We start from the raw sequence: 15,184 nt of genomic DNA, 5'->3' as shown, positions 1-15,184 counted from the left end.
AATGACTCAACAATTTATTACGGGCTTAGAGCTCAACAAAGAAGCCAACTTAAAATTACTTAACTTAGCATTACAAATTAAAAATAACCCAATGGATTTTGCCGATGCTCTTAAAGGGAAATCGGTTGTTACGCTATTTGAAAAACCAAGTTTACGTACTCGCCTGTCGTTTGATATCGGCATTAACAAACTCGGTGGTCATGCGGTTTATCTTGACCAGCAAAACGGTGCTATGGGGCAACGTGAATCGGTAAAAGATTTTGCCTTGAATATTTCCACGTGGGCGGATGGCATTGTGGCGCGTGTAATGGCGCATAGCACATTAACTACGCTTAGCGAATTTTCGTCTGTGCCGGTTGTAAATAGTTTGTGTGATTTATATCACCCATGCCAAGCACTCGCTGACTTTTTGACATTGACTGAAATTTACGGCGACGTAAGCCAACTAAAATTGGCCTATTTAGGTGAAGGTAACAATGTTACGCACTCACTGATGCTGTTAGCAGCAAGCTTGGGTACTGACTTTGTTGCGGTATGCCCTAAAGGCGCATCACCTGATGCACAAATTGTAAAACAAGCTGAAGCAATCGCAGCACAAAATGGTGCATCGGTCTCGGTAAGTGACCGCATTGAAGCGGCAGTTGGGTCGAATGCACTCTATGCCGATACTTGGGTATCAATGGGCGATAACACACCATTAGAGCTGGTAAAAGAAAAGTACATGCCGTACCAAATTAATCAAAAACTGCTTGATACGACAGGCGCATCAAGTGTGCTTCATTGTCAACCAGCGCACCGTGAATTTGAGATTACCTCTGAGGTAATGGACGGTGAAAAATCATTCATAATACAACAAGCTGAAAATCGTATGCATGCGCAAAATGCTCTGCTTGTAAGTTTATTAAACCCAAATTTTGTGTAAGGAATCGGTAACATGAGTTCTATTAAAAAAGTTGTACTAGCATACTCAGGTGGTCTTGATACATCAGCTATCGTGCCATGGTTAAAAGAAAACTATAACTGTGAAGTAGTGGCATTCGTTGCCGATGTAGGCCAAGGCGCTGAAGAGTTAGAAGGCGTAGAAGCAAAAGCAATTGCATCGGGCGCATCTGAGTGTCATATCGTTGATTTAAAAGACGAGTTAGTTGCCGATTATATTTATCCAACGCTTAAAACTGGCGCAATTTACGAAGGTACTTACTTACTAGGTACGTCAATGGCGCGTCCTATTATTGCTAAAGCACAAGTTGAAGTTGCGCGCAAAGTAGGCGCTGATGCACTTTCTCATGGCTGTACCGGTAAAGGTAATGACCAAGTGCGTTTTGAGAGTTGTTTCGCAGCCCTTGCCCCTGATTTAAAAGTAATAGCGCCTTGGCGTGAATGGGATTTATCAAGCCGTGAATCATTACTTGATTACCTTGCTGAGCGCAATATTCCATGTTCGGCGTCGGCGACTAAAATTTACAGTCGTGATGCAAACGCGTGGCACATCTCACACGAAGGTGGTGAGCTTGAAGATCCGTGGTGCCAACCGAGCGATCAAGTATGGACATGGACAAATTCGCCAGAGCAAGCGCCAAATGAGTCACAACTTGTTCAGCTTAGTGTTAAAAATGGTGAAGTAGTTGCGGTCAATGGTGAGCAAATGTCACCGCTGCAAGTGCTTACTACGCTAAACGAAGTTGCAGCACCTCATGGTATTGGGCGTGTTGATATCGTTGAAAACCGTTTGGTAGGTATGAAATCGCGTGGTTGTTATGAAACACCTGGAGGCACTGTAATTATGGCGGCACTTCAAGCGATTGATGAGTTAGTGCTTGATAAAACCAGCCGTAAATGGAAAGACACTTTAGCGAATGAGTTCTCGCACCTTGTTTATGACGGTCGTTGGTTTACGCCACTAAAAGATTCAATTTTAGCTGCAGCAGAAGCGTTTTCGACTCTTGCAACCGGCGAAGTGGTATTAAAGCTTTATAAAGGTCAAGTTACTGCAGTTCAAAAGCAATCTGAAAACTCATTATATAGTGAAGACTTTGCAACGTTTGGTGAAGATGATGTGTATGACCAATCACATGCAGAAGGCTTTATTCGTCTATTTTCATTAAGCAGTAGAATTTCTGCAATGAATAACAAGTAATCTTGCCGAGAATTAGTGAGAGGATAGAGTTATGGCACTGTGGGGCGGACGTTTTTCTTCGGGACCAGATCACGCATTTAAGCAATTTAATGACTCACTGCCATTTGATTATCAAATGGCAGAAGAAGATATTATTGGTTCTGTGGCTTGGGCTGGTGCGTTACAACAAGTTGATGTGTTAACAGCGGACGAACATCAAAAATTAGTAGCAGGTTTAAACGAACTTTTACATGAAGTTCAGCAAAACCCAAATGCAATTGCAACGGCTGGGGATGAGGATATTCACTCGTATGTAGAGGCAAAGCTAATTGAAAAAGTGGGCGATCTTGGTAAAAAGCTGCACACAGGTCGTAGCCGAAATGACCAAGTAGCCACTGATTTTCGCTTGTGGAGCCGAAAAACTGCGAAGCAATTACTTGCGGCCATAGCGTCATTAAAAAATGCCTTAGTCACCCTTGCGGAAAAAGAATTTGGTACCGTGCTACCTGGATATACTCATCTACAACGTGCGCAACCTGTGTTGTTTAGTCATTGGTGTATGGCATATTTTGAAATGCTAGAGCGCGATGAAGCGCGTTTAGAAAGTGCGCTTAGCCGCATTAATGTATGTCCGCTAGGTTCCGGTGCGCTGGCCGGTACTGCCTATGCCATCGACCGCGAACAACTGGCTGCTAATTTAGGTTTTGATAGAGCAAGCCGTAATAGCCTTGATGCCGTGTCGGATCGTGATTTTGTGGTAGAGCTTTTAAGCTGTGCGTCAATTTCAATGATGCACTTATCACGCCTTGCAGAAGATATGATCTTCTACAATTCGGGTGAAGCAGGCTTTATTGAACTGGCAGACAGTGTGACGTCTGGCTCAAGTCTGATGCCGCAAAAGAAAAACCCAGATGCGCTAGAACTTATTCGCGGTAAAACTGGCCGTGTATTTGGCGCTTTTAGTGCCATGATGATGACCTTAAAAGCACTGCCGCTTGCGTATAATAAAGATATGCAAGAGGACAAAGAAGGGCTTTTTGATGCAATGCCAACTTGGCTTGCTTGTATTCATATGGCTGAAGCCTGCATTAAAGGTGTTAAGGTTAATGCGGATAAAACCAAAGCTGCAGCACAAGGCGGTCATGCTAATGCGACAGAGCTTGCAGATTACTTAGTTGCCAAAGGTATTCCATTCCGTGAAGGTCATCACATTGTTGGTGAACTGGTACAAGTGGCAATTTCAGAGGGTAAAAACCTTGAAGATTTATCACTAGCGCAGTTTAAAGCCGTTTGTGATGTAATCGCAGAAGATGTGTATCCAGTGCTTGAACTACAAGCGTGTTTAGATGCGCGTTTAGCGCTTGGTGGTACATCGCCAACGCAAGTTCAATTTGCTATTAGCAACGCAAAAAAAAACGCTGAATTTACGGTAAGAGATGCCACGCTAAACGATGTGGAAGCAATTGCTGAGCTGATCCAATATTGGGCGCGTGAAGGCGAAAACTTACCGCGTGCAAAAAGCGATATGATCCACAGCATCAATGAATTTGCTGTTACAGAAGTGAATGGCAAAGTGACAGGTTGTGCATCACTATATATTTACGATACAGGCCTTGCTGAAATTCGTTCGTTGGGTGTTAACCCTGAATCGAATGTGAAAGGGCAGGGACGAGCGTTGGTAAATCACCTAATTGAAAAAGGTGGTAAGTTGGCGCTAGGGCGCATTATCGTGCTGACTCGTGTGCCTGGTTTTTTTAGTAAGTTAGGTTTTGCTGACAGCCATAAATCTCAATTACCTGAAAAGGTGATGAAAGATTGTGAGTTGTGCCTCAGAAAAGATAATTGTGATGAGGTTGCTATGGACTATTTGATTGCACGGCCAAATTCGTTGCGTATCGATTGTCGCAATGTAGCCTAAATCCATTTCAAATTTAATCGCCATTAAAAGCACAACAGCTATGCTGTTGTGCTTTTTTACGTTTAACACTTTTTGTACTTTACTCAATAGAGATGGTGCTATTTAAATTGCAGTTGTTATTCAATTTGATTTTATTGTTATATAAAACAGTAAATTAAACTTAACCCTTTATTCGTATATTGCGAGTAATTCGCATTTATGGATCGCTAATTGCTAAATTTGTGCACCTGATGTTTAGTTGTCAGAAAAATGACAATTAAAGGCCCTAGGTATATCGCAGTATAAATAATTAAAAAATAATGCTTAGGGGTATCTTTAAAAATTAGTTTATAAGGAATTGAAAAATGCAAATTAACGGTACCAATAGCTTAAATGCTACACAATATGCTCAAACGCAAAACAGTCAGTCAACTGCAGTTAAATCAGAGGGTTCACAAAACACCCTGCAAAATGATAAGGTGACTTTATCTACTGATTTGCAACGCGGTGGCGGTATAATTCGTACTGATTCTTATGCGAATTTAAATCGTGGCGGCGGTATTATTCGAACTGATTCACAGGCAGATTTGAATCGTGGCGGCGGTATTATCAGAACTGACTCGCAAGAAAATTTAAATCGCGGTGGCGGTATTATTAGAACTGATTCACAGGCTGACTTAAATCGTGGTGGTGGTATAATCCGAACTGATTCATATGCGGATTTAAATCGTGGCGGTGGTATCATTCGAACTGATTCATATGCAGATTTAAATCGTGGTGGCGGTATCATCAGAACAGACTCGCAGGCGGACTTGAATCGTGGTGGGGGCATCATCAGAACAGATGCCTAGCGCGACTTAGACCGTGAAGGCGGTATTATATAACGTTGAGAATAAATGACTTGGACAGATAATCTTGCAATAACTATGGGAACACTTGTTGTTTGGGGGTTCCTAATGGCATTTTTGTTTAATGTTTTTATGCGTGTCGTTTCGGCTAAAACAGATAACTACTTAGTCTGGATTAGTGGTGCGATGGGTCTGTCCTATTACTTTAGCGATTTGTCATTTGATTTGGGAACAGGTTCCGAGATCTATTTGATTTGGTTTTTATACGACTTACTTACGCTCGCTGTTGTTTTAATTCCATTGTTGTTAAGAAGCCGCTTAGGTTTAGTGATAAAGCCCGCCTCTGTATATATATTCATTGGCTTAATAGTTAACGCTATTTTGTTCTTAGCTATGTATGTCGATATCAATGTGCTTGATAATAAAGAGCCTTGGATGCTGTGGTCTATTTATAGCTTTACGGTGAATGTGGTTGATTATGCAATGATTATTACGTTAATTGTAGGACGTGATTGGTTAGGCCTAATCAGATTGGCACGTTATGCGTACTCAAGAGCTCTTAAATCAGAAGCTAAACATGAGGCACGCACTGAACAGTGCGCACATATTGTATTACACGCTTAATTAAAAACGATATTCCCAACTGCCACTTAGTGCGAATTCTGTATCCGAATCATTAGCAAACTTATCGCGCCAAGTTGTCGCTTTTAGCTTTAGCAAACCGTCAAATAACCCTTGCTGAAAACCCACCTCTAGTTGCAAGCGCTTTGTATCAAGTTTTTCAAAATCCATATGACGTAGTTTTACAAATCCAGCATAGCCATTTGTAGTTTGGTAGCTGCTTGATAAACTCACGCCTTTAACATTCTGACCGATACTTGCCGCGATATTTTCACCTAAGTGCGCGTACCCTTGCTCATAATACGGGTGCTGATATTGGCAATGACTCAAGGTCGCAATATAACGACAGTTTGAAATCGTATCTGAGTATTCAATATAGCTTTTAACTAAGAAATCTTGACCACCAAAAAAGTGTTCGGCGCCTAAGGTGTACATGGTATCTTCAGGTAAAAAGCTTAGCTCGTTGGTACCAGCATATTCACCGTAAAGTGCAATAGACTGATTAAACAGTCGTGTACTGTATTTAACATCAATGCTGGTTAATTGGTTATATTCATTAACCCCATTGTTATCGAGCTTATTCTTGGTCAGTATGACATCTGATAGCGCACCAAAGCCATGATCTGTATCTGGACTATCAAATTGCGCAGTTTGGTTTACGCCTACCTCTAAACCCGTAATCGGGGTTGATGAAAAGCGCATAGCCCAAAATAGGGTGTCTTTGTCATCGTTTTTGAGGTACTTATCTTGACCTACAAAGGCTGAAAAATTCCACGGACCAATAAATGAGAGAAAACTCGGTCCATAGTAATCGGTATTGAAACGGCTAAGGCGCAGCCCCGGAATTGGGTCGGCGTTGTTTGAGAGTAACAACGCGTTATCGTTACTTGGGCCAAACCATTTATTAATTTGCTCAACACTGACGCTCCAATTGCCGTATAAAACCGCCAAATAAGAACCGTCGTAGTTGAGTTCCTTTTGGTTGGTGGCATCTTTGCTATAGCCAATAGATACTTTTGCAGTCACTCTGTCACCCATTAGTACAGAGGTGCTTTGAATGTTGCCTTTATGCTTATTGCGTTCGCCAAAACTTTGTAAGTTGCTTGGCTCACTGTTACCACTTACTTTAACTGATGAATAAGAGCCTGATTTTGCGGCTTTAAGTGCATGTTGTACTTTACGAAGTGCGAAAATACCATCATCAGATAGCTTATTGCGATTGATCATTGATAAATCTTGCGCAATACCTTGCCACATAAGCGGATAGCTATTAACCGGGCGCTTAATCGCGCCCTCACTTACTAATTGCTCAATCGCGGCGCGTAAAAAAGGGTCATCGGTGCCAATCCAAGGCTCAGCAAAAACATTTGCTGCAAAAACTAAACTACATGATGCAGCAATATGGCTTAACTTCATTTTGCCAACTTTTCCTTAAGGGCGTTTACGACAATAGGGTCTACAAATTCATGAACATCACCACCATGAATTGCCACTTCTTTTACTAGGCTTGATGAAATAAATGAGTTTTTCTCAGCAGGTGTTAAAAACACTGTTTCAAGCTCTTTATTAAGTCGGCGGTTCATATTGGCTAATTGAAATTCAAATTCAAAATCTGATACAGCACGTAAACCGCGCACTAATACGTGTGAATTTTGTTCTCTCGCTAAATCAGCAAGTAAGCCAGAAAAACCAATTACCGTTACGTTATCTAGGTGTGACAAAATAGATTTTGCGATTTCAACACGTTGTTCTAATTCAAAAAATGGCTTTTTATTTGGGTTATGTGCAACGGCTAAAATTACTTCGTCGAACATTTTAGCGGCACGCGCTACTAAATCTGTGTGGCCATTTGTGATTGGATCAAACGTTCCAGGATAAATCGCTTTTACTTTCATGGTATTGGTAACTTAGTGATGATGCTGGCATTTTATCAAGCTTTAATTGGAATACCAATCGCCAAGCGAGACATTTTGCCAATTGGTATTCAACACTAGATTGTTTATACTGCGCGGTATTAACGTTAGGCATAATAGGATATTTATGAGTACCAAGGATAAGATAATTCAAACAAGCATTGCATTGTTTAACCAGCATGGAGAGCGTGCGATAACAACCAACCATATCGCATCAGAAATGGGCATTAGCCCAGGTAACTTGTATTATCACTTTAAAAATAAAGAAGACATTTTACGCAATATCTTTAGCCTTTATAAAAATCACCTTAAAGATAATTTTATCCCAATGGATAAAAACCAAGATGTGATGGCACAGCTCGCCGGCTATCTTGATTCACTGGTTGAATTAATGTGGCGTTTTAACTTCTTTTATAACAACTTAACCGATATTTTAAGCCGCGATAATGAGCTTAAAGCGCAATATTTAGAGCAGCAAGCACAACTGTTAGAACAAGTAGCAGCGGTTATTGCAGGGCTAAAATACGCCGAAGTTATTGAGATTGATGACAGCGATATCGTTGAACTTGCACATATGGTAAAACTAACCGTGAGTTTTTGGACACCTTATGTAAAAGCGCATAGTGAAGATGGTCGCTTGTCAAAACAGGATATTTTTGGTGGTATTGTTAAAGTGATATTACTGTTTAAGCCTTACGCCAAAGGCGCAGGCTTAGAACAGCTAAAAGAATTACAACAAGAATACATTAATAAGCAACTTGACGTTGAGCAGGCGGTTGCTTAACGGTCTTTTTGGCAGTGCGTTAACAGTTGCTGCCAAAACGCGATACCTTTTTCTCGCGCGAGATTAATGTTCGTCTCTGGAATACCTTCCGGATCAGGGTGAATATCAAGTACCCTTGCCATTGAAGCTTCTCTTATTAAATGTAATGTTGGATAAGGTGCCCTGTTGGTGTAGTTCGCTGCATCTTGCTCATCACTATCGGCAAATACATAGTCTGGGTGGAAATTGGCGATTTGAATAAAGCCTTCATAACCGCTCGATACCAACATCGCATTGGCTAAATCAACCAAATCTAAAAAATCGTCAAAATTTTGAAAGCCTTCGCTAAAAATATGTAAACAGGTTTCAATATCGTCGTTTTCACGCATTTCTTGTATTAATGAGAGCATTTCAATTACCGCATCTTCATGCGACTTTGTTTTGCTATCTACATAGTTAATTGTATTGTTTACCACTTCTTTTTTGGCAAAAGGGCAAAAGTTATACCCAACAATAACGCGGCTAACCCAGTTTTTAGTTTGTTCAATCGGTGATAATGTCATGAGAAATCTCGTTTTCGATAAGCGTTATTGTGCGTTTAACCGCGCCACTGTTAGCATTCAATATAGCTAACGCATTGTCCCCCAATTCTTTTTGCTTGCTAGGGTCGTTTGCAATTGAAAGCAGGCTTTTACAAAGCGCATCGGCACTATCAACACACAAGCAGGCATTACTGTCTAGTAATTGCGGGTAGACATGTAAAAAGTTGGTGTAGCTTGGTCCGGTAATAATTGGAATACCAAATGCCGCAGCCTCAAGCGGATTATGACCGCCGCGCTCAATTAAACTACCGCCAATAAAAGCACTGTTTGCGGCCCCAAACAGTGTAAGCATTTCCCCCATGGTATCTGCGAGTAGTACTGCTTGCCCATTGTGTGGCGCTTTACTGCGTTGGCTAAAACTAATATTTTGTTGTGTTAAATAGGCTGCTACTTTGGCAAATTGCTCAGGATGGCGCGGAGCGATAATCAGTAGGGCGTTGGGTTGTTTTTCTAACAGTGATAAATGTGCAGCAATAACCTGTTCATGTTCGTTAGGGTGAGTTGAACCTGCAACCCAAATAAAATCATGTGTTGTAAGCTCAGATTGAAACTTTGCTACGTTGTTTGTTATTTCATTATTTAGCGTAATATCAAACTTAATCGAGCCAGTCACATGCGCATTTTGAGGGCTTAAACCGAGTGCTAAAAAACGTGCTGCATCGTCTTTATTATGCGCTGCTAGCAAGCCAATGTTATGCATGATTTGTTTGCTTAAAGGCTTTATGCGCTGATAGCCTTTTTGCGATTTTTCCGATAAACGCGCATTAATAACACACACAGGTATGCCATGTTTACTTGCTTTAATAATCAAATTTGGCCAAAGCTCAGTTTCTAAAATGACAACGGCTTTTGGTTTTAATTGTTTTATAAAACGTGAAACAGCGCCAGGAAAATCAAGTGGCAAATACACATGTTGCACGCTGTCTTTAAATTGCTTTTTTATTTCCGCAGAGCCCGTAGGTGTATTGCAGGTTATAGTGACAAGGTGAGTTTGTTTTAAGGTGTTAATTAATTTACTTGCGGCCATTAACTCACCGACAGACGCGCAGTGAATCACTAGACTGTTTGGTTTTAAATTATCATCATAAAAACCAAGACGTTCAGCCCAACGTTTACGATATTCAGGCGCTTTTTTTCCGCGTAACCATAAGTGCAAAAACACCAGCGGCGATAAAAGATATAAAACAAAACTGTAAATGATGCGTGCCATATCGACCTCACGAGATAGAGCGGCGAGTTATAACATATTTATACAATTTTTGCTGCGCTATGTGATGGCGTTTTGTTATCATGAATGGATAATTCTATAACGACTTCGCCTATGAAACTCAGTAATTTACTTATTATTGCAGGGGCATTTGTTGCAACAGAAAGTGCTGCAAAACCTACTGTATATTTGCCTTTGGGTATAGACGCCCACTTAGAAAGCCAACTTGATCGCATGTTTGTACTTACCCGTGGTACGCCTATGCATAAGCCGTATGCGTTAAGTGAAGTCGACCTTGCACTAAGACAACTAAAACAAAAAGATAGCAGATTGTATCGTTACTTAGTGGGTGAGCTTAAACGTTATCGTGGTGAAGACAAAATCAGCCGTTATGGTTTACGAACTACAGCAAGTAGCGGTGATACGATGCCGATTGCTAACCAGCGCGGTTTAACAACCGATGAATATGCGCAAGGTTTTTTCGAAGGTATTTGGCGCCCTAATGACTTTATGTTGGCACAAATAGGCGTAGATTACCGCGTTAAAGGGCAGGACTTAGTCGCTTATAATTCGACACTGAGCATGGCTGCTGCAAACCTACAACTTGATATTGGTTACAGAGATCATTGGTATTCACCATTTAAAAATTCGGCGCAAATTATGTCGAATAACGCACAAATGCCAATGAGTATTTCACTAGGCTCGGTTGAGCCGCTTAATAACTGGTGGAACCTCGATTTTGAATTGTTTTATACCGAACTCGATGAAGTAAAAAATGGTATTCAGTATCAAGGTGAATGGCACGACGGTAGCCCTGAACTTGTTGGTATGCATGGTTCAATTGAACCGCTACACGGCTGGAAAATAGGCTTTAACCGTGTGATGCAGTTTGGTGGTGGTCCGCGTGAGACGGATATCAGTGATATCTTTAAAGCATTTTTTGACCCATCAGGTAACGATAATGCTGATAATGACTTGAGCACAGACGATGAATTTGGTGACCAAATGATCTCGTTTACCTCGAGTGTTTATTTTGACTGGGTAACACCAATTGAAATTTACGCAGAATATGGTGCTGAAGATACCTTACATGGCAGCAATTTTAAATTTGGCAATCAAACCATTTCATTTGGTACGTACTTACCAAAATTAACGAACAACTCTTCATTAAGATATGAATATAACAAGTGGAATACACTTTGGTACGTTCACCACTTATATAAAAATGGTAATACTAATGAAGGTTTCACATTTGGTCATTTTGCTGCTGATAATCGTAATTTAGGCGATGGTGTACCGGCTGATGTACACACCATTAATTATGACTATTTTGAATCAGTATTGAGCTCTTGGCAGTTTAAGCTAAGCACGCAAAATAACGACAGCGACGATTATCAGCGCGCTTATTCGTTATCTGTGCTTAACAGTCGTAAAGTGGGTGAATACCGTGTTGAAACTAGTTTAATGGGTGGAAAAAACGTTTACGATGAAAGTTATGGTTATTTATCTGTAACCATGTTTTGGTAACCATTGATTATGGCCTAGAGGCCCTAGGGTCTGTTAACTTTTCAAGTTCGCTTTTGCAGCAGTTTGATTGGGTTTTATACAAGGCAGAGGCTGCGTGGCATAGTCATTCTATGTGAGTCAGCCGATAACACAGTAGAAAACCCAATCAAGCGCTGTCGAACGGTTCTTTTGAGCGCTCTTTTTTTTATTGTTGCCTACATGGATGTGGGCAAGGGGCGTGAGCAGGACGCGGAAGCTTTGCTCGATATTCGCTTAGATTGCTAGGCCACACATCAAGCACCGCGATAAAAGCACGCTCAAAGAGAACAAAAATAGAACAGTAAAGGTGGGCAGACCCTAGGCCAACTTCAGAATATTCTCAGCAGCGACAACGACTTCCGAAGCGGCAATATTATCAACTCGCTTTTTCCCCTCAAGCACTGAATTAGCCTTAAGTGGGCGCCAGCTTGATGCCGACTCTCTAATTAATGCGATTTGTGGCAGTGATAAGCTGCTTGCGATATGCATAATCGCAGTTTCAACAGAAATCACTAAGTCACAGGCTTGCATAACACTCGGTAGCTCAAAGAAATCCTTAGTTGCTGAAAATGCTTCCACAGCAATGTTTGTTTGCTGTGCACACCAGTTAGAAACTTCATCAAATTTATGCGGCGGCGCGTTTAACACAAATAGGGTATTAGGTGACTTTTCAGTTAATTTTGCTGTTAATTCAGCTAATTGCGATAGTTGCCAGTCACGTTTTTCATTGGTCGAAATATGATTAATGAAAATAGTCGGCCCATTACTTAAGTTCTTAGCGTTACGCCATGCGTTAATTTGTTGTTTGCCTTGTTCACCCAGTGAGTTTGTGACCAAAATTTCGCGAGAACGCTGTTGTTCATCAAGTGACACAGCAAATAGGCGAGAAAAAATATGGTTATAAAAATCACTAATGTGCTGGCTGGTAGCTAATTCAGACAGCGCAATCGTAGTACTTAATGATTTGTATTGGTTGCGATAAAATAAACGCGATAAAAGGTTTTTAGGCTCAGTGCCAACTATGGTGGCGTTTGCGTTGATTGCCTGTGCCACTTTTAAATAGGCCGGTGCGCGTGTAGTGGCAACAAATACAATAAAGTCATACTGCTGACTTTTTGCCTCAGCGATTAATTGCTCTCTGTGCTCGTTACTACTGGCAATGGGATATATGGTATTTAGGTGGTTTTCTTTTGCTAGCCACTGCTGCAAAGTAGAATTTCTGCCTGAATGCCAAGACTTTTTCTTGTTGCGACAATCATCAATCCACACGTCAATTTGCACATCGGGGTACTGCTTTGATAAGGCTTTTAGAAACGCGCCCTGATAGACATAATCACCTAGTGCAAGGTGAGTCATGTACAGTACTTTACTGCCTTTTTTGAGAGTCAGTTCAGGAACTTGTATTTGAGTTGTGGTTGAATGCTTGCTTTGATGCACTTAAATCTCCCTGCGCATGAACGGGAATTGTAACAAACAACCCTGCTGCAAGGGTAGTAAATTTAAAGATTCTTAAAAGTTTAACAAAGCCATTTGTTAAGATTGGTTAACAAGCCTCGCCATTTTAAGACGATTCGTTATAAAATGAAGTTAACTATTTATAGATGCAATAAACAAAGACCTATGGAAGCGATTACAAACTCATACTTAGCAAGCTTAGAACGTCACCGTAAAGTGTTTGCTATTATGGAGCAATACCAACAACAATCACTATTACTGTTACAAGCTTGCCAAGAAACCTTAGATAAAGGCGGCAAAGTAATTTGGTTTGGTAATGGCGGCAGTGCAGCTGACTCGCAACATTTAGCCGCTGAGTTTGTAGTGCGTTATAAGAATGAACGAGGTCCTTTAGCATCCATTGCACTTACAACGGACACGTCAATTTTAACCGCGCATGCTAATGACTATCACTTTGATACGGTATTTGAACGCCAAGTTCAGGCACTTTGCAAACCAGAAGATTTAGTGATTGGTTTAACGACTTCAGGCACCAGTGCCAATATTAATCTCGCACTAAAAGCAGCAAACAAAATTGGTGCCTACACGGTGGCATTAACCGGTCGTGATGGCGGTAAGGTAAAAGACATCGCACGCTTACCAATTATTATTGCGAACGATGAAACTGCACGTATTCAAGAAGCGCATATGTTTATTGGCCATTGGTTGTGTGAAGCAGTTGATATGCTAGTTGCCCAAAAGAGCTAAGTGTTGATTATGGATTTATCGTATTTTAATCAGTTATCAAACAGCAAAATTTTAGTTGTTGGCGACGTTATGCTAGACCGTTACTGGCATGGAGATACTGGGCGTATTTCACCTGAGGCGCCGGTGCCAGTGGTAAAAGTCAGTGGTCTTGAAGACAAAGCTGGTGGCGCGGCAAACGTTGCAAAAAATATCGCACACCTTGATGGCAAGGTTAGTTTGCTTGGCATTATCGGCGATGACGATAACGGACAAAGTCTTGAGGCGTTACTAAAGTCAGAGAACATTGATTCTCAGCTTATTCGTCAGTCAGAGGCGCCAACAATCGCAAAAATGCGTGTGATTAGCCGTCACCAACAAGTCGTGCGCTTAGATCTTGAAGAGCGTTTTAGTGAAACCCATTCACAGCTATTGCTTGAGCAGCTTAAAACCCTGATTAACGATTTTGATTTGGTGGTGTTTTCTGACTACAACAAAGGCTCACTACATTTAATTGCGGATATGATTGCCGTTGCAAAAGGTGCGGGCAAAACGGTATTAGTTGACCCGAAATCAAAACAACTGGCAGATTACCGCGGCGCGGATTTTATTACGCCAAATCTTACAGAGTTTAAAGCGGCTGGTGGTGTTGTCGGTGATGAAGCAACCATCACGCAAAGTGCGCGCGATATTATTGCTGAGTGTGGTTTAGGTAGCATGCTGCTAACGCGTTCAGAGCAAGGTATGTCGCTAATTACGCCGAATGATAAACACGATTTTGCAGCGCAAGTATTAGAAGTGTCAGATGTAACTGGTGCCGGTGATACGGTAATCGCAACATTGGCGGTAATGTTAAGTACAGGCATGCCAGCAGCGCAAGCTGTTGAAATCGCAAACATTGCAGCTGGTTTAGTAGTTGCAAAATTGGGTGCTGCCACTGTGTCACCAGAAGAGTTAAGCGCTAAACTAACGCAATATTTACGTGACACCGGCGAGCAGTACCAAGCGCCAGCACAAGAGGTATTGCATCATATTGAGCTTGCTCGTCAGCGCGGCGAAAAAATTGTCTTTACCAATGGCTGCTTTGATATTTTACACGCAGGGCATGTGCGCTACTTGGCGCAAGCTAAAGCGCGTGGTGATAAGTTAGTAGTGGGCTTAAACAATGACGAGTCGATTAGCCGTTTAAAAGGGCCAACGCGACCTATTAATCCTCTTGATGAGCGTGCCACTGTGATCAGTGCGTTAGCATCAGTTGATTGGGTGATCCCGTTTGGTTCTGAAGCTGAAAATGATACCCCAGCTAAGCTGATTGAACTTGTAAAGCCAGATGTTCTGGTGAAAGGCGGCGATTATAAAGTGTCGGAAATTGCAGGCGCTGATTTTGTACTTGCAAACGGTGGTCAAGTTGAGGTGCTGGAATTTGTAAATGGCTGCTCAACATCGAACGTTATTCATAAAATTCAAAGCGATAGCTAGTAACCACTTATTTAT

General features: G+C 41.4%; 14 protein-coding genes. 9 read left to right on the top strand and 5 right to left on the bottom strand.

Translation table 11 applies throughout. The annotated features are described in order from the left end of the window. Position 1 precedes the first annotated feature (1 nt). From C2M30_RS04795 to C2M30_RS04775, 5 genes are all read left to right on the top strand, one after another. A complete protein-coding gene (locus C2M30_RS04795) occupies positions 2-922 on the top strand; it encodes an ornithine carbamoyltransferase (protein ID WP_105170850.1) in 921 nt (306 codons plus the stop codon). A 12-nt stretch (positions 923-934) separates the two neighbouring features. After that, complete coding sequence (locus tag C2M30_RS04790; protein ID WP_105170849.1) at positions 935-2,137, top strand: argininosuccinate synthase; 1,203 nt, start codon at positions 935-937, stop codon at positions 2,135-2,137. Positions 2,138-2,168: 31 nt separating this feature from the next. After that, positions 2,169-4,034 carry an argininosuccinate lyase gene (gene argH / locus C2M30_RS04785; protein ID WP_105170848.1) on the top strand — a complete coding sequence of 622 codons (1,866 nt, stop codon included), beginning with the start codon at positions 2,169-2,171 and terminating at the stop codon, positions 4,032-4,034. A 344-nt stretch (positions 4,035-4,378) separates the two neighbouring features. Next, a complete protein-coding gene (locus C2M30_RS04780) occupies positions 4,379-4,864 on the top strand; it encodes a hypothetical protein (RefSeq protein WP_105170847.1) in 486 nt (161 codons plus the stop codon). Between the two features lie 105 nt (positions 4,865-4,969). Further along, positions 4,970-5,485 (top strand): hypothetical protein, encoded by a 516-nt coding sequence (locus tag C2M30_RS04775; RefSeq protein ID WP_105170846.1) that lies wholly within the window; start codon positions 4,970-4,972, stop codon positions 5,483-5,485. Here C2M30_RS04775 and C2M30_RS04770 read toward each other — a convergent pair whose 3' ends face one another. Then, on the bottom strand, positions 5,486-6,898 hold the full coding sequence (locus C2M30_RS04770) for a capsule assembly Wzi family protein (protein ID WP_105170845.1): 1,413 nt from the start codon (positions 6,896-6,898) through the stop codon (positions 5,486-5,488). It lies immediately after the preceding gene. Next, positions 6,895-7,377, bottom strand: coding sequence for a pantetheine-phosphate adenylyltransferase (gene coaD / locus C2M30_RS04765; protein ID WP_054978636.1), 483 nt, complete (start codon positions 7,375-7,377; stop codon positions 6,895-6,897). The genes C2M30_RS04770 and coaD overlap by 4 nt, the downstream gene beginning before the upstream one ends. Positions 7,378-7,522: 145 nt before the next feature. On the opposite strand from coaD, the gene C2M30_RS04760 reads away from it, so the two are divergent. Continuing rightward, positions 7,523-8,179 (top strand): TetR/AcrR family transcriptional regulator, encoded by a 657-nt coding sequence (locus C2M30_RS04760; RefSeq protein WP_054978635.1) that lies wholly within the window; start codon positions 7,523-7,525, stop codon positions 8,177-8,179. Here the strand turns inward: C2M30_RS04760 and C2M30_RS04755 are convergent. Together C2M30_RS04755 and waaA are read right to left on the bottom strand one after the other, a co-directional pair. Further along, positions 8,176-8,721, bottom strand: coding sequence for a DUF1415 domain-containing protein (locus tag C2M30_RS04755; RefSeq protein WP_054978634.1), 546 nt, complete (start codon positions 8,719-8,721; stop codon positions 8,176-8,178). The genes C2M30_RS04760 and C2M30_RS04755 overlap by 4 nt on opposite strands. After that, entirely contained in the window at positions 8,702-9,970 is a 1,269-nt protein-coding gene (gene waaA / locus C2M30_RS04750) for a lipid IV(A) 3-deoxy-D-manno-octulosonic acid transferase (RefSeq protein ID WP_105170844.1), read from the bottom strand. The genes C2M30_RS04755 and waaA overlap by 20 nt, the downstream gene beginning before the upstream one ends. Positions 9,971-10,081: 111 nt before the next feature. On the opposite strand from waaA, the gene C2M30_RS04745 reads away from it, so the two are divergent. Continuing rightward, on the top strand, positions 10,082-11,494 hold the full coding sequence (locus C2M30_RS04745; protein WP_105170843.1) for a capsule assembly Wzi family protein: 1,413 nt from the start codon (positions 10,082-10,084) through the stop codon (positions 11,492-11,494). 336 nt (positions 11,495-11,830) lie between these two features. Here C2M30_RS04745 and C2M30_RS04740 read toward each other — a convergent pair whose 3' ends face one another. Then, positions 11,831-12,949, bottom strand: coding sequence for a glycosyltransferase family 9 protein (locus tag C2M30_RS04740; RefSeq protein ID WP_105170842.1), 1,119 nt, complete (start codon positions 12,947-12,949; stop codon positions 11,831-11,833). A gap of 183 nt (positions 12,950-13,132) precedes the next feature. Here C2M30_RS04740 and C2M30_RS04735 point away from each other — a divergent pair, with 183 nt between their 5' ends. Continuing rightward, a complete protein-coding gene (locus tag C2M30_RS04735; protein ID WP_105170841.1) occupies positions 13,133-13,714 on the top strand; it encodes a D-sedoheptulose-7-phosphate isomerase in 582 nt (193 codons plus the stop codon). A gap of 9 nt (positions 13,715-13,723) precedes the next feature. After that, a complete protein-coding gene (gene hldE, locus C2M30_RS04730) occupies positions 13,724-15,169 on the top strand; it encodes a bifunctional D-glycero-beta-D-manno-heptose-7-phosphate kinase/D-glycero-beta-D-manno-heptose 1-phosphate adenylyltransferase HldE (protein ID WP_105170840.1) in 1,446 nt (481 codons plus the stop codon). The last annotated feature ends 15 nt before the right edge of the window (positions 15,170-15,184 follow it).

The organism is Pseudoalteromonas sp. T1lg24 (genome assembly GCF_002964745.1).
GTDB classification, from domain to species: Bacteria; Pseudomonadota; Gammaproteobacteria; order Enterobacterales; family Alteromonadaceae; genus Pseudoalteromonas; species Pseudoalteromonas spongiae.
Note: the sequence above shows the minus strand (reverse complement) of the source record. Positions and strands in the feature narration are given on the sequence as shown.

What these genes read in the sequence shown, in the direction of transcription:
- C2M30_RS04795 (WP_105170850.1), top strand. Translation starts at nt 2, where the DNA reads ATGACTCAACAATTTATTACGGGCTTAGAGCTCAACAAAGAAGCCAAC.
- C2M30_RS04790 (WP_105170849.1), top strand. Translation starts at nt 935, where the DNA reads ATGAGTTCTATTAAAAAAGTTGTACTAGCATACTCAGGTGGTCTTGAT.
- argH (WP_105170848.1), top strand. Translation starts at nt 2,169, where the DNA reads ATGGCACTGTGGGGCGGACGTTTTTCTTCGGGACCAGATCACGCATTT.
- C2M30_RS04780 (WP_105170847.1), top strand. Translation starts at nt 4,379, where the DNA reads ATGCAAATTAACGGTACCAATAGCTTAAATGCTACACAATATGCTCAA.
- C2M30_RS04775 (WP_105170846.1), top strand. Translation starts at nt 4,970, where the DNA reads ATGGCATTTTTGTTTAATGTTTTTATGCGTGTCGTTTCGGCTAAAACA.
- C2M30_RS04770 (WP_105170845.1), bottom strand. Translation starts at nt 6,898, where the DNA reads ATGAAGTTAAGCCATATTGCTGCATCATGTAGTTTAGTTTTTGCAGCA.
- coaD (WP_054978636.1), bottom strand. Translation starts at nt 7,377, where the DNA reads ATGAAAGTAAAAGCGATTTATCCTGGAACGTTTGATCCAATCACAAAT.
- C2M30_RS04760 (WP_054978635.1), top strand. Translation starts at nt 7,523, where the DNA reads ATGAGTACCAAGGATAAGATAATTCAAACAAGCATTGCATTGTTTAAC.
- C2M30_RS04755 (WP_054978634.1), bottom strand. Translation starts at nt 8,721, where the DNA reads ATGACATTATCACCGATTGAACAAACTAAAAACTGGGTTAGCCGCGTT.
- waaA (WP_105170844.1), bottom strand. Translation starts at nt 9,970, where the DNA reads ATGGCACGCATCATTTACAGTTTTGTTTTATATCTTTTATCGCCGCTG.
- C2M30_RS04745 (WP_105170843.1), top strand. Translation starts at nt 10,082, where the DNA reads ATGAAACTCAGTAATTTACTTATTATTGCAGGGGCATTTGTTGCAACA.
- C2M30_RS04735 (WP_105170841.1), top strand. Translation starts at nt 13,133, where the DNA reads ATGGAAGCGATTACAAACTCATACTTAGCAAGCTTAGAACGTCACCGT.
- hldE (WP_105170840.1), top strand. Translation starts at nt 13,724, where the DNA reads ATGGATTTATCGTATTTTAATCAGTTATCAAACAGCAAAATTTTAGTT.